We start from the raw sequence: 12,887 nt of genomic DNA, 5'->3' as shown, positions 1-12,887 counted from the left end.
CTTGCCTTTAATGGTGATGTATATGGCGGTTTAGATGCAAGCACGCTTAAAGCTAGCGAGCTTGATTACGCACAAAACCATTTACGTATACTTTCGGGTTTATACGGTTTATTAAAACCACTTGATTTAATGCAAGCTTATCGCCTTGAAATGGGCACCAAGCTCGAAAACTCACGTGGTAAAAACTTATACGAGTTTTGGGGCAGCGTAATAGCGAATAAACTTAACGACGTATTAAAAGCACAAGACGCGCAATACTTAGTTAACCTTGCTTCAAACGAATACTTTAAAGCGGTAGATAAAAAAGCGCTTAATGCACAAATTATTACCCCTCACTTTAAAGACTGTAAAAACGGTCAATATAAAGTAATTAGCTTTTATGCTAAAAAAGCACGCGGCATGATGGCGCGCTACATTATCGAAAATAAAGTAACGCAGTTAAGTCAGCTTAAAGAGTTTACTGTGGCGGGTTATTACTTTAGCCAAGAGGCAACAGCTAAAGAGCTTGAGCCGGTATTTATGCGCGACGAACAAAATTAAACTGAGCGTAAAGTTCACTTAATTAAATAGTTAAAAAGCCATGCACCGCATGGCTTTTTTGATGCTGGCGTTATATTTGCAACTTCATCTAATATTAATGAGATTACTAATTACAGAGGTGCAAATAAAATGATCAGCATTCCGTCAGTTGGCGAAGCCGAAAAACTAATAGAAGAAAAGCTCGGAGGCTGGTTTGATATTGTTATCAGCCATATCCCTAATTTTATAGTGGCAATTATAATTGCCATAGTATTTTCAATATTGGCGCGCTTTGCTGGCAAGCTGATGAAAAACGTATTACGCCGTTCACTCGACTCAAAACAAATTGCCGATTTAATGGCGTCAATATTTAAAGTTATTGTGTTGTGTATAGGTTTATTTATAGCGCTCGATTTTGTTGGGCTAAAAGGCACTGTTACCTCGCTACTTGCTGGTGCGGGTATTGTGGGTTTAGCCATTGGTTTTGCGTTTCAAGATATGACCGAAAACCTAATAGCTGGTATAGCAATGGGCGTACGTAAGCCATTTAAAACTGGTGACGTAATAGAAACCGATGATGTGTTTGGTTCAATACATTCTATAAACCTACGTAACACGCTAATAGAGAGCTTTTACGGGCAATTAATACTCGTACCAAATAAAGTGTTATTTAGAAATGTACTAAAAAATTACACCACTTTAGGTGTTAGGCGCATAGAAGTGCCAGTGGGTATTTCTTACGGTGACGACATAGAAAAAGCAAAAGACGTCATAGTCGAAAAAATGAATGAATTCGACTTTGTAATACGCAAAGACGAAACCGCTGTATACGCTGAGAGTTTTGGCGATAGCAGTATTAATTTACTGGTGTGGTTTTGGATTAAGTACCCAGGCGAGCCTGATTTTATGACGGTACGCCATAAAGGTATAGTTGCCGTTAAGCAAGCACTAGACGAAGCTGACATTAGTATTCCATTCCCAATTCGTACTTTAGATTTTGGTATTAAAGGGGGTGAAAAGCTCGATGCCATGATAAGCGATAAAATAAGTCAGCAGTCATCAAATAAAGAAAGTGGTGAAGGTGCTGACTCTAACCAAAGTGAGTAGTTCAGTTAAAAATAACTAGCCAAAAGTACTAGGAAATGGTTACTTAATAGACGCGCATTTTTACAGAGTGAAAATGCGCTTTTTAATTAGTTTAGTTCACACGTTATTCGCTCAATAGTTCCTCTTTCTACTTTATCGTCTCTATTATCCCAGTAAGCAAGTATCTCATTTTGAGTTAGTTTATTTTCATCAGCTATAACTAAACGTGCTGCCCATGCAAGTAAATGATTTGGATTTATCCACATATCATATAGATCGTACACGTGATGATCACACAAATGAATTGTCGACTCATTTTGTGTTGTCATGACAAACCAGTCGCCAGAGGGATCTGAGCCTAAAGAAAAAAACTCGTCTTCACTTTTAAAGTCGTCTAATTCATATTTAAAGTCAAAACCAATCATACTTTGACTGAATGGCCATAGAAAAGGGAACTTACCAGCAGTATTTAGCTGAATGTATGCTTCTAGCCAAGAGTGCCATTTATTGTTTACGGTTTGTCGAAACTGGTTAAATATTTCATTTTTAAGAGTAACAGGCTCATTATAATCTAAGTCTTTAAATGCTTTGCATTCATCTAAAAATTTACTAGGGAAGTAATCGCTTTCAATCGGATTTGTAATTAGTTCAAGTAACTTTTCTTTATTCATTAATTATTTTCTCCAGCAGATTTTATTACGTATTTTTTATAAGGTAAGTTTCCCTTTTATCTATTTATTATGCAATTATTGGTTATACAAGGTGTATTTTTTAGATATTAGGATTACAAACAAATGAAGTTAAAGATTAAATGGTTTACAAAAATAATTTTATTTTCAAGCCTAGTTATTAGCTTTGTTTCAGTAGGTAACGAATATAATGCTAAATATGATGTGAGTTATAAATTAAATATAGATAACAATACCGCTGAAATACTTTTTCTCGATAAAAACAAAAACCTTATCTCTACATTAATCTTACCAAATAAAGCGGTATATATTGAAAAACAGAAGTTACGAGAATTTTGTAGCTCAGGTGATGTTTTATGTCCTAGAAAAAGTTATGAAAGTAACGTTATCACTTGGTCACCTGATAATGAATATTTAGCTGTGTTTGTGGGTAATACAAAAGGGTTTTGGTTTATCCCCAGTAAAGAAATAACAAAAGCCGCATTCAATAAAAATAATGTAGTTAAAGTTGGCGTACATACTAAAAACGATAAAATAAATATTGCTCTATTTCATGGCGCGGCAGGATGGGTTGATAATCATCATTACGTTTTTTCAGCGGGTTTAAGTGGTGACAATTTTGTTTACAAGTTTAACCCAAAAACAAAGGAACTTAAGGGTTTTCCCTTTGAGCTAAATGAAGATTCTACAGTAAGCAGTTTTGAAAAAATTTTTGTTGAAAGTTTTAATTCACAAAAAAGTAGTTTTAAAATAAGTGATGTAGCTAAACAATTAGAAGAATTAAAATAACTATACACAATAAAAAAGCGCCGCTTGTGTTGGAGTAACAAGCCGCGCTTATAAATTAATTTACGAATAGGTTTATGTGGTGCATATTAAATAACGCTAATTTTGTTACGAATGATTTTTACCCCATCCATATTTTCTAAAAACTTTTGAGCTAATGCGCGCTGAAAGCCGGTTTGCGCTTCGCCATATAAATCTACTTCACCGTTTTTTACCTGCACACGAATATCGCTTAACACTAAGTTAGGATTGGTACGTAAGGTATGAGTAATTGTTTGCTGCAAGTTAGGTTGCGTAGCAACAGTGCTTACTAGGATCACGCTTGTTGCTGCACTTACTTTTGTAGCGCAAGCTAATAAAAATAAACAACAAAATGATACTAAAGCGATAGTTAACTTGAAGCGGTTCATAACTTAATCCTTACATTACGGTTAAAGAGTGCAGCCATCTTTTAAATTTTAACGACTGAGTTATCCTTGTTATTACAATTTCAGTGCCACATTTAATTACTTGAAATTAAAAGATATTTTATTAAGGGAGAATTCAGGTGGGCAATTTTTACATAAAAGTGAGTATGGGTTACATGATCTGATTACATTTGTTACAGGTACAAATATAATGGGTGTAGGCTTTGTGGGTACTGTCTTTACAGGCTTTGTATTTGTAGATGCGGTTTTTGTAGGCACTGTCTCTGTAGATACGAAGCTTTTAACGGCAAGCTTTTTTTTACTAAAGCTTTGTGTAAATATGCGCTTATACAATGTAATGGATTATTTATATGGCGCATAATTACCGTGAGCTTTTAGCCTATATAGGTTGGGAAAATAAAAAAGTTACTATTGAACTCATAAAGTTAACTAAAAATGGGCATTCATATTACTTTCAAGGTGAATTATGGCTGCGAAATTTAAGAGGACTTGGGGGCTCTCGGTGTACTTCTGTATCAGGGGAAAAGCTAGAAATAGCCATACTTAATCGAAATCGTATTCCTTGCTGGGTTAATCCAGTTGAAGTAGTTGTTGCTGAGTCAGCAGCTGAACGTTTTGAAAAGTGGACAGAAAAAACCTTATAATAAATAAGCTAATCGCATTAAAAAGCCGACAAAAGCCGGCTTAGTATAAAAATGTTTTAGGTTATTTTTTCTTTTTAACCTTAGCCTTTTTCTTGGCTTTCATTTTTACTGGATCTTTACGCTTTTTAGCAGGTGGCTTAGCTTCTTTATGCTTGGGCTCCACACCTTTAATTACACGACGTTTAAGCTTTTGCTCAATATAGCGTTCTATTTTATATAAAATGCCAATATCGTGCGCTTCTACCATTGATATAGCGATGCCTTTTTTACCAGCACGACCGGTACGACCAATGCGGTGTACATATATGTCTGCAGTACGTGGTAAATCAAAGTTAATAACATGGCTGATGTCAGACACATCAATGCCACGTGCAGCCACATCAGTAGCAACTAATATACGTGTTTTACCGCTATGGAAGTTTTCCATGGCTTTCATACGTTTGTCTTGCGGCATTTCGCCACGTAACCAAGCCGCTTTTACATCATTGGTTGTAAGTTCACCAATCAGTGTTTCTAGGCGCTCACGTGTTTTAACAAATACAATTGCTTTAGTAACGTCAGGGTTTTTGAGCGTATTAACTAACAACTCAAGCTTATGATGATAATCGTCGGCTAAATGTACCCACTGATGAATTTTTGCTTTTTCTTTGCGAGATGATTCTGCTTCAAGCAATGCTGGATCGTTTAGCGTTGTTTCTGCAAATCGCTCAACGCTATCGCCCTCAAGCGTTGCTGAGAATAAAAAGCACTGGCGACGATTTCTAGCTTCGTCACAAATACGTTTCATTTCTTTTTTAAAGCCCATGTCTAGCATGCGATCTGCTTCATCAATAATAAGCATCTCTACATGTTCAGCATGAAAATTTTCGGTTTCTAGGTATTCCATTAAACGCCCTGGTGTGGCGATTAATATATCGTTATTTTTTTCAAAAATTTCTTTGTGCGTGCCATAGTTAATGCCACCCGTTACCACACCTACTTTTAGGTTTGTACGCTTGGCAAGAAGCTCACATTGCTCATGAATTTGATAAGCTAGCTCACGTGTTGGGGTCATTACAAGTACACGTGCAAAACCAGGATCACGACGTGGAAAATCTAATAAATATTGAATAGCTGGAATTAAAAATGCAGCTGTTTTACCTGTGCCAGTCGGTGCAGATGCTAAAACATCACGCCCCTGAAGCGCTTCAGGAATAGCCTGTTGCTGAATACTTGTTGGGGTTTCATACCCCATTTTATTAATAGCGTCGAGTAACTTGTTATCAAGATCAAAGTCAGAAAATTGCATAGAGTGTCTAAAATAAGGGACAATTACTTGCAATTATACGCGCTATCCACCAGTTGGTGAACGAAAAGGTGAAAAAATGTCAGGTTTTGCATTTAAACAATTTAAGGTTGAACACGAACGGTGTGCAATGAAAGTTTCTACTGATGGTATTTTGCTTGGCGCATGGGCTAATTTAAGTAATACAAAGTCGTTACTTGATATAGGCACAGGCACGGGTCTATTGGCGCTAATGTGTAAGCAGCGTAATCCAGAGCTCGCTATCACGGCAGTCGAAATTGATAAAAGCGCCTACGCTCAAGCATTGCAAAATGTTGCGAGTAGTCCGTGGCCAAATATAAATATTAAGCACCAAACCATTCAAAGTTTTAGTAGTGACATTTTGTTTGATGTCGTTATCTCTAATCCGCCATATTTTAATCACAGTTTAAAAGGCAATAATGCTGCGCGTAATACCGCACGCCATACTGATGGGCTAAGTTTTGAAGAGTTAATAAATGCGTTTAAACGTTTAAGCCATAATAAATCTCGTTTTAGCTTAATATTACCGAGTGTTGAAGGTGTATTGTTTATTGAGCTTGCTAGTCAAAATGGGCTTTATTTAAATACGCACTGCCAAGTAAAAGCCACACCTAATAAAGACGTTAGCCGCAGTTTAATGACATTTAGTTATATTGACGGTGATTTTAGTGAATCAACCCTCTGTATTCGTGAGATTGATAATAGCTATAGCGTTGATTATACAGCACTGTGCAAAGCATTTTATTTGAAAATGTAGGGTAATTGTATAATAGGAACAAATAACGCAAACTGATCAAAATTTATGACAGAGAACAGATATGGACAATCAGTTACCTAAACCCTTTATAATTACACTTGCAGTACTGCAAGCTATTGCGCTTACTCTTTTATATAGCAGTATAGAAAACAATATATGGCCAGCAACAAACCCTGTGTGGTTAATATCGTTAATTACATTTTCTATGAGTTTTCCTTTATTAGTGTTGATGAGCGTTAATAAGAGCAATATAAAAAGTGCATTAATTTTAATTTTGCCCTTTTCTTTATTGTTGTCTTTGCTCGGTGCTTATGTTGGTTTTCAGCAAGAACCTCAGGAGTATGTGAGTAATGGCGATTTAACTTCTGTTTTTATTTTTACAGTGCTTATAGCTGGCTTTAAAGGCTTAATGTACATACAGCAATTTGGCAGCTCGGTAAGTATTAGCTACAGCAGCTTATTTAAGCTGTCTTGGCGTAATTTTATAATTTTTGCAGAATGTTGGCTGTTTGTACTTATTTTTTGGGGAATACTCAATTTAGGTGCCGCTTTATTTGATATTTTAGATATTAATTTTTTCTCTGAGTTATTAAGAAATGAGTGGTTTTGGATCCCGACTTTAACGCTCGCATTTGCCTTTGCGAGTGTCATATTTAGAAAGCTTTTGAACGTTGAAGATAATATCGCTTTTTTACTGCAAACTTTAATTAAGTTTTTACTGCCTGTTTTATCGGTTATTTCTCTTAGTTTTTTAGCAACACTCCCTTTTACCGGACTCAGTAAATTATGGGAAACCGGAAGTGGCAGTTTATTAGTCATGTGGTTGCAAGTGCTTACGTTGTTTTTTGTTAATACCGTTTATAAAGATGAGTCATCAGTTCGTCCTTATCACCTAATATTACATCGACTTGTTTTTATAAGCGTTGCGTTACTTCCCGTTTATAGTGTTATTTCGGCTTATGGTATTTATCAGCGAATTGAACAGCATGGGCTAACGGTAGATCGTTGTTGGGGTATTTTAATTTGGTTTTTGTTGGCGTGTTTTTCGTTTAGTTATCTTGTTGGAATTATAGCAAAAAGAGACAATTGGCTAGAGCCGCTTAGCAAAATAAATATTGTGATGGGCTGGGTTGTACTTGTAAGTATGCTTGCTGTTAATTCTCCTCTATTAAATTTTCAAAGTTTATCTGCTCAAAGCCAAATAGGGCGCTTAGATGACGGTAAAGTAACAATTGAAGAGTTTGATTATTATTATTTTGAGCACAGCTTGGGTCGTCAAGGTTATTTGGCTATGCAGTTATTAAAACAGAAGATTAAAACGAGTCACCCAGAGCAGCACACTACTATTGATAGAATGTATGCAAATGATGAATTTACCTCAACACAAATGGGTACTGTCGATGACTTTATTAAACAAAGTACATTTTGGCCTTCACGAGATCTAATTCCTCAAGATTTAATTGAGATGGCTTTTTCTGAGTATTATTCTCACGGTCGTAATTCACTAAAAGAAAGTAGCTTTTATTTTATTGGGATCGATTTAAATAAAGATGACGAATTAGAATTTATCCTTATTAATGAGAGTAATGACTATACATCTGCATATTTTTGGTCACTCGACTCTGGAGTTTGGGTCTCAAGATATATTAATGTTGAAAACCCAGAACACGTTAAATTACTTAAAACTATTATTGATAACGATGAAATATTTATAGTTGAACCCGAATATTCAGACTTGAAAATAGGTGATGTTTATTTTGAAATGTCTAGGTAGTTTATTTTACGTACTTTAAATTTAAGCCTAAACAAAACATACCGTGTTTTGTTTAGTCTGCTCTTTTGTAGTGTATTTATATAACGACTGTTATGATTGAATTATTAGCCACTTAAAACAAAGGCAACACAATGAAAATGTTATATAAAGTAGCTTTAGTTGGTGCATTGTCAACTATCGTTTTTGTAAGTCAAAGCGCGTTTTCTGCACCCACTCCAGTAGGGCTTTGGAAAACGATTGACGAGGATACAAACCAAGCTAAATCGTATGTGCGTATTACACAAACTGATGGTGTATTAAGCGGCACCGTTGACAAAATCATTGATCCAACAAAACAAAAAGATAAATGCACCGAGTGCGAGGGTAATTTAAAATACCAGTCTATTTTAGGTATGACTATTATTAAGGATGTTAAAGCTGAGGATGATGGCGTATGGGGCGACGGAGAAATACTTGACCCCACTAATGGTAAAACTTACACCGTACAACTAACGCCACAAGCTGATGGTAAAACACTTGAAGTACGTGGCTATATTGGCTTTTTTTACCGTAACCAATATTGGTTAAAAGTTGAATAAGGCTTATTACAAGAAAGTTTATTCGGTACTCTTAAATCGACTTTAAAGTTGCTGCTATATAAAAAATTAATCTCTGTATGAAATCATTTATTCGTTTTGCCTTTCTTCTTGTTTAAGCCAGCTATATTTAATTGGCATTCAATTTTGAACAAATAATAAAGGATAAAATATGATTAAGTACGTAGTTGCTTTAATAATGCTAAGCACGCTGTTAATAAGCGGTGGAGCAAATGCAAAAGATGACGCTGTTAATACAGGTTGGTTTAATAACACAGCCATTAAAGGCTACGATACCGTTGCTTACTTTACGCAAAATAAAGCAGTTAAAGGCAATGATAATTACTCTGTAAGCTATTTAGGTGCCGACTGGCATTTTGCAAGCGCAGAAAATAAAGCACTATTTGAAAAAGAGCCAAAACGTTATGCACCGCAATATGGTGGATGGTGTGCTTATGCAATGGCTGATGAAGGTAACGCTGTAGGTATAGACCCTGAAGCATTTTATATTCATGAAGATAAGCTTTACTTAAACTACAGCGAAAGCGTACAGCAAAAATGGTTAAGTAATTTAGTGCCGTATATTGTTATGGCTGATGGATATTACCCACAAACAACAAACGTGATGACGTTTAAGTAAATTTTTAATTAATATTAACTAAAAAGCCCGCAACTAAACTAGTTGCGGGCTTTTTGCTTTTTGCTTTTTATTTATTAGCTTATTAATTAAAGCGTTTCGCCATATTCAGTCATTACCTGTTCAACCCATGTTGCAATGCGGTCGTCGCTTAGTTCGTACTGGCTATCTTCGTCGAGTGCGAGCCCTACAAATTGTTTGTTGTCGGGCGTTAGCGCTTTTGAAGCTTCAAACTCGTAGCTACTATCGTTTGGCCAAAAACCAAGTTGGGTAAATGTTTGTGTATTTATTTCATCGTGTAGCATGCCTAGCGCATCTTGAAACCACTGCCCGTAACCTTGTTGATCGCCCATGCCAAATAAGGCAATGGTTTTACCATTTAGGTTTACGTCTGCAATGTCGTCCCACTTTGACTCCCAGTCTTCTTGTATTTCACCAAAATCCCATGTTGAAATACCAAAAATGATGAAGTCGTACTGCTCTGCATTTTTTAGTGGTTCGTCTTTAATATTATGTAAGGTAACTATATCGGCGCCAATAATGTCTCGAATTTTTTCTGCAGCCATTTCGGTGTAGCACGTAGTAGAACCAAAAAATAAACCAATTTGCATCGTATTTATCACTGTGTAATTGCCTGATATGATAAGCTCAAGTTTACCGTAAGGTATTTTTAATTGATACCTTAGCAAAGCATGAGAGCACAATGTGACAACGCTATCTGATAATTTCCCCGAAAATAATAGTGGCATGAGTAGTAACAGCGACTACCTAGAAAATTTTTTAGACAGCCTGTACTTAGAGCAAGGTGTAAGCGAAAACACATTAAGTGCTTATCGAAGTGATTTAGATAAATTTTGCCTGTTTTTAAAAGGCGAAAACTTAATGACGGTAACCGGGCTTGATGTAGAAAGCTACCTAGCACACCGAGTCGATTTAGGATTAAAACCTCGTAGCACTGCGCGTAGCATTAGTGCGCTAAAGCGCTTTTATCAATACTTTGTGCGTGAAAAAGTAATTAGTGACACCCCTATGCTGAATATTTCACAGCCAAAAGCGGGGCAGTCGTTACCTAAAACATTGTCTGAGGCTGAGGTAGAGGCATTGCTTGCTGCCCCAAATACAGATGAAGCAATGGGACTTCGCGATAAAGCCATGCTTGAGCTACTTTATGCAACGGGTTTGCGTGTTAGCGAATTAGTAGGGCTTAGAATGGAGCAAGTTAATTTGCGCCAAGCGGTAGTGTTTGTAAAAGGTAAAGGTAATAAAGAGCGTTTAGTGCCCTTTGGCGAAGAAGCAATGTACTGGCTTGAGCAATTTTTAAAGGTTGGCCGTGCGCAAATGATAAAACACGCTACCGATTTCGTATTTCCGTCTAAGCGTGGTGTAGGCATGACTCGACAAACTTTTTGGCATAGAATTAAACACTATGCTATTTTGGCATCGGTTGAGTCTCCATTATCGCCTCATACTATGCGCCATGCTTTCGCTACGCATTTATTAAATCATGGGGCAGATTTACGTGTGGTACAAATGATGTTGGGCCATAGCGATTTATCAACCACGCAAATTTATACTCATGTTGCTAATGAACGATTAAAATCCGTACACGCGCAGCATCATCCGCGCGCTTAATTTGAAATTTATTATCACTAAGCCGGTCAATTTATAAGTATTTTTAGAATAGAGAGAATTATGAAAAAATTAATGTTAGCAAGTGCCATGTTGTGCACAAGTATTAGTGCATTTGCAAATGGCGTTGCTGTAACACCAGATGCTAATGATCCTATTGTTACTAAATTTGCCGAGCTTGGCGTTACCGTTAAGCAAATTAACCCAAGCCCTGTTGAGGGTTTAAAAGAACTGATCACAAATAAAGGCGTGCTTTATGCAAGCCCAGATGGTCAATTTTTAATGCAAGGTACACTAATCGATTTAAATAATCGTAATAACCTAACAGAGCAAGCGCTTAACGGTGTGCGTGTTGAAGGTCTTAAAGAATACGAAGATTCGATGATTGTGTACAAAGCACCAAACGAAAAACACAGCATTACCGTATTTACGGATATTAGTTGTGGCTACTGTCGTAAATTGCACCGTGAACTAGACGATTTACTTGATGAAGGCATTACTGTTAAGTATCTTGCGTTTCCACGTGGTGGGTTGCAAGGTTCTGGTTATGCAGATTTAATGAATGTATGGTGTGCTAAAGATCAGCAAGAAGCACTTACAGAAGCTAAATCGGGCGTAGATACTAAAGTAATTAAAGGTTGTAACGCGCCTGTAGCTGAGCATTATCAGCTTGGTCAAAGTTTTGGCATTAGCGGTACACCAGCAATTGTTTTAGAAGATGGTACGATGATCCCAGGTTATCAGCCAGCTGCAGCACTAAAAGCAGCATTAGAAGCTAACAAAGCTTCGTAATTAAACGCTTAGTTATTATTAAAAAGGCCTTAATGGCCTTTTTTTGTCTTTTAAATACGACTAAATAAGTAAAAAACCTGCATGAAAAAACTGATCATTGCGCGAGAAAATATTGACGATTCGCATTTACCGAGTCATTTACACCCTGTAATTAAACAAATTTATGCCAATCGTAATGTGTTCAATGCCGATGAGCTAAACAATAGTGTAGCAACGCTTCATGACTTTAAATTGTTTAAAGACATAGACAAAGCTAGCGACTTATTAATTGAGGCATTAAAAGCACAAAGCCATATTTTAATAGTTGGCGACTTTGATGCTGATGGCGCAACCAGTACTGCAACCTTAATGCAAGGTTTGGAAATGTTTGGCTTTAAGCATTTAGATTACTTAATTCCGGATCGTTTTAGCTTAGGTTATGGCTTGAGCCCCGCGCTTGCTGAGCAAATAGTACAAATAAAACCTGACCTAGTGATCACCGTAGATAATGGTATATCGTGTATTGCCGGTATTGATATTTTAAAAGCGGTTGGCATAAAAGTACTCGTAACAGATCACCACTTACAAGGTGAGCAACTGCCAAATGCCGATGCAATAGTAAACCCAAACAGGCACGAATGTGATTTCCCGTCTAAATCGATAGCAGGCGTTGGTGTTGCTTTTTACTTATTAATTGCGCTGAGAAGCGTAATGCGAGATTTGGGTTATTTTGAGCAACAACCACCACCTAATTTAGCTAATTTACTCGACATTGTAGCGCTTGGCACTGTAGCCGATGTAGTGGCACTTGATGCAAATAATCGTACGTTAGTACACCAAGGTTTGGCCCGTATTCGCAGTGGTAAAACACGCCCTGGTATTACCGCGCTTATTGAAGTGGCAAATCGTAATGCCTCACGTTTAAGTGCCAGTGATTTTGGTTTTTCGCTTGCCCCACGTTTAAACGCGGCAGGGCGATTGGACGACATGAGTTTGGGTATAGCGTGCTTGCTCAGCACCGATATAAACCAAGCGCGTAGTATAGCGGGCGAGCTCGACAGCTTAAACTTTGCAAGGCGAGAAATAGAACAAGGCATGCAAGCCGAGGCACAAGCAGTACTTGATAAGCTCGCATTTAACGATAGTAACATTCCTGATGCTATCTGCTTGTTTCAAGATGATTGGCACCAAGGTGTTATTGGTATTTTGGCTGGTCGTTTAAAAGAAAAGTACCATCGACCTACCGTTATATTTGCTGGTGGCGAAAATGGTGAGATTAAAGGCTC

The 12,887-nt window shown here is 37.0% G+C and carries 16 protein-coding genes; 12 read left to right on the top strand and 4 right to left on the bottom strand.

The annotated features are described in order from the left end of the window. On the top strand, nt 1-540 hold a 540-nt coding region (gene yaaA / locus L647_RS0103890; protein ID WP_024610026.1), incomplete at its 5' end, for a peroxide stress protein YaaA. Nucleotides 541-669: 129 nt separating this feature from the next. Beyond that, nucleotides 670-1,626 carry a mechanosensitive ion channel family protein gene (locus L647_RS0103885; protein WP_024610025.1) on the top strand — a complete coding sequence of 319 codons (957 nt, stop codon included), beginning with the start codon at nt 670-672 and terminating at the stop codon, nt 1,624-1,626. Nucleotides 1,627-1,712: 86 nt separating this feature from the next. Here L647_RS0103885 and L647_RS0103880 read toward each other — a convergent pair whose 3' ends face one another. Then, on the bottom strand, nt 1,713-2,276 hold the full coding sequence (locus L647_RS0103880) for a hypothetical protein (protein WP_024610024.1): 564 nt from the start codon (nt 2,274-2,276) through the stop codon (nt 1,713-1,715). Between the two features lie 123 nt (nt 2,277-2,399). On the opposite strand from L647_RS0103880, the gene L647_RS0103875 reads away from it, so the two are divergent. Then, the gene (locus tag L647_RS0103875) at nt 2,400-3,083 is read left to right on the top strand and encodes a hypothetical protein (protein WP_024610023.1); all 684 of its coding nucleotides are present in this window, start codon (nt 2,400-2,402) and stop codon (nt 3,081-3,083) included. An 86-nt stretch (nt 3,084-3,169) separates the two neighbouring features. Here L647_RS0103875 and L647_RS0103870 read toward each other — a convergent pair whose 3' ends face one another. Further along, nucleotides 3,170-3,490 carry a BON domain-containing protein gene (locus L647_RS0103870; RefSeq protein ID WP_024610022.1) on the bottom strand — a complete coding sequence of 107 codons (321 nt, stop codon included), beginning with the start codon at nt 3,488-3,490 and terminating at the stop codon, nt 3,170-3,172. Nucleotides 3,491-3,590: 100 nt separating this feature from the next. Between L647_RS0103870 and L647_RS0103865 the strand changes: the two genes are divergently transcribed. Both L647_RS0103865 and L647_RS0103860 read left to right on the top strand, forming a co-directional pair. Then, entirely contained in the window at nt 3,591-3,869 is a 279-nt protein-coding gene (locus L647_RS0103865) for a hypothetical protein (RefSeq protein ID WP_024610021.1), read from the top strand. Beyond that, nucleotides 3,859-4,152: a hypothetical protein gene (locus tag L647_RS0103860; RefSeq protein WP_024610020.1), complete on the top strand. Its 294-nt coding sequence runs from the start codon at nt 3,859-3,861 to the stop codon at nt 4,150-4,152. Before L647_RS0103865 ends, L647_RS0103860 begins: the two co-directional genes overlap by 11 nt. A gap of 61 nt (nt 4,153-4,213) precedes the next feature. On the opposite strand, the gene srmB is transcribed toward L647_RS0103860, so the two are convergent. Continuing rightward, nucleotides 4,214-5,440 (bottom strand): ATP-dependent RNA helicase SrmB, encoded by a 1,227-nt coding sequence (gene srmB / locus L647_RS0103855; RefSeq protein ID WP_024610019.1) that lies wholly within the window; start codon nt 5,438-5,440, stop codon nt 4,214-4,216. Between the two features lie 76 nt (nt 5,441-5,516). Here srmB and L647_RS0103850 point away from each other — a divergent pair, with 76 nt between their 5' ends. From L647_RS0103850 to L647_RS0103835, 4 genes are all read left to right on the top strand, one after another. After that, nucleotides 5,517-6,215: a methyltransferase gene (locus L647_RS0103850; RefSeq protein WP_024610018.1), complete on the top strand. Its 699-nt coding sequence runs from the start codon at nt 5,517-5,519 to the stop codon at nt 6,213-6,215. Between the two features lie 61 nt (nt 6,216-6,276). Next, nucleotides 6,277-7,989, top strand: a complete 1,713-nt coding sequence (locus L647_RS0103845; protein WP_024610017.1) for a DUF4153 domain-containing protein — start codon at nt 6,277-6,279, stop codon at nt 7,987-7,989. Between the two features lie 131 nt (nt 7,990-8,120). Beyond that, nucleotides 8,121-8,567, top strand: a complete 447-nt coding sequence (locus L647_RS0103840; protein ID WP_024610016.1) for a DUF2147 domain-containing protein — start codon at nt 8,121-8,123, stop codon at nt 8,565-8,567. 169 nt (nt 8,568-8,736) lie between these two features. Further along, on the top strand, nt 8,737-9,204 hold the full coding sequence (locus L647_RS0103835; RefSeq protein WP_024610015.1) for a YHS domain-containing (seleno)protein: 468 nt from the start codon (nt 8,737-8,739) through the stop codon (nt 9,202-9,204). A gap of 86 nt (nt 9,205-9,290) precedes the next feature. Here the strand turns inward: L647_RS0103835 and fldB are convergent, their stop codons facing one another. Next, entirely contained in the window at nt 9,291-9,812 is a 522-nt protein-coding gene (gene fldB / locus L647_RS0103830; RefSeq protein WP_024610014.1) for a flavodoxin FldB, read from the bottom strand. A gap of 94 nt (nt 9,813-9,906) precedes the next feature. Between fldB and xerD the strand changes: the two genes are divergently transcribed. The 3 genes from xerD to L647_RS0103815 form a co-directional block, all read left to right on the top strand. Further along, nucleotides 9,907-10,833 (top strand): site-specific tyrosine recombinase XerD, encoded by a 927-nt coding sequence (xerD, locus tag L647_RS0103825; protein ID WP_024610013.1) that lies wholly within the window; start codon nt 9,907-9,909, stop codon nt 10,831-10,833. Nucleotides 10,834-10,893: 60 nt separating this feature from the next. Further along, on the top strand, nt 10,894-11,622 hold the full coding sequence (gene dsbC / locus L647_RS0103820; RefSeq protein ID WP_024610012.1) for a bifunctional protein-disulfide isomerase/oxidoreductase DsbC: 729 nt from the start codon (nt 10,894-10,896) through the stop codon (nt 11,620-11,622). 81 nt (nt 11,623-11,703) lie between these two features. Beyond that, nucleotides 11,704-12,887: DHH family phosphoesterase (locus tag L647_RS0103815; RefSeq protein ID WP_024610011.1), on the top strand; the 1,184-nt coding region annotated here is incomplete at its 3' end.

The sequence above is a fragment of the Pseudoalteromonas sp. TB64 genome (assembly GCF_000498095.1).
GTDB lineage: Bacteria > Pseudomonadota > Gammaproteobacteria > Enterobacterales > Alteromonadaceae > Pseudoalteromonas.
The sequence above is the reverse complement of the archived record's forward strand: the minus strand, read 5'-3'. Positions and strand labels throughout refer to the sequence as shown.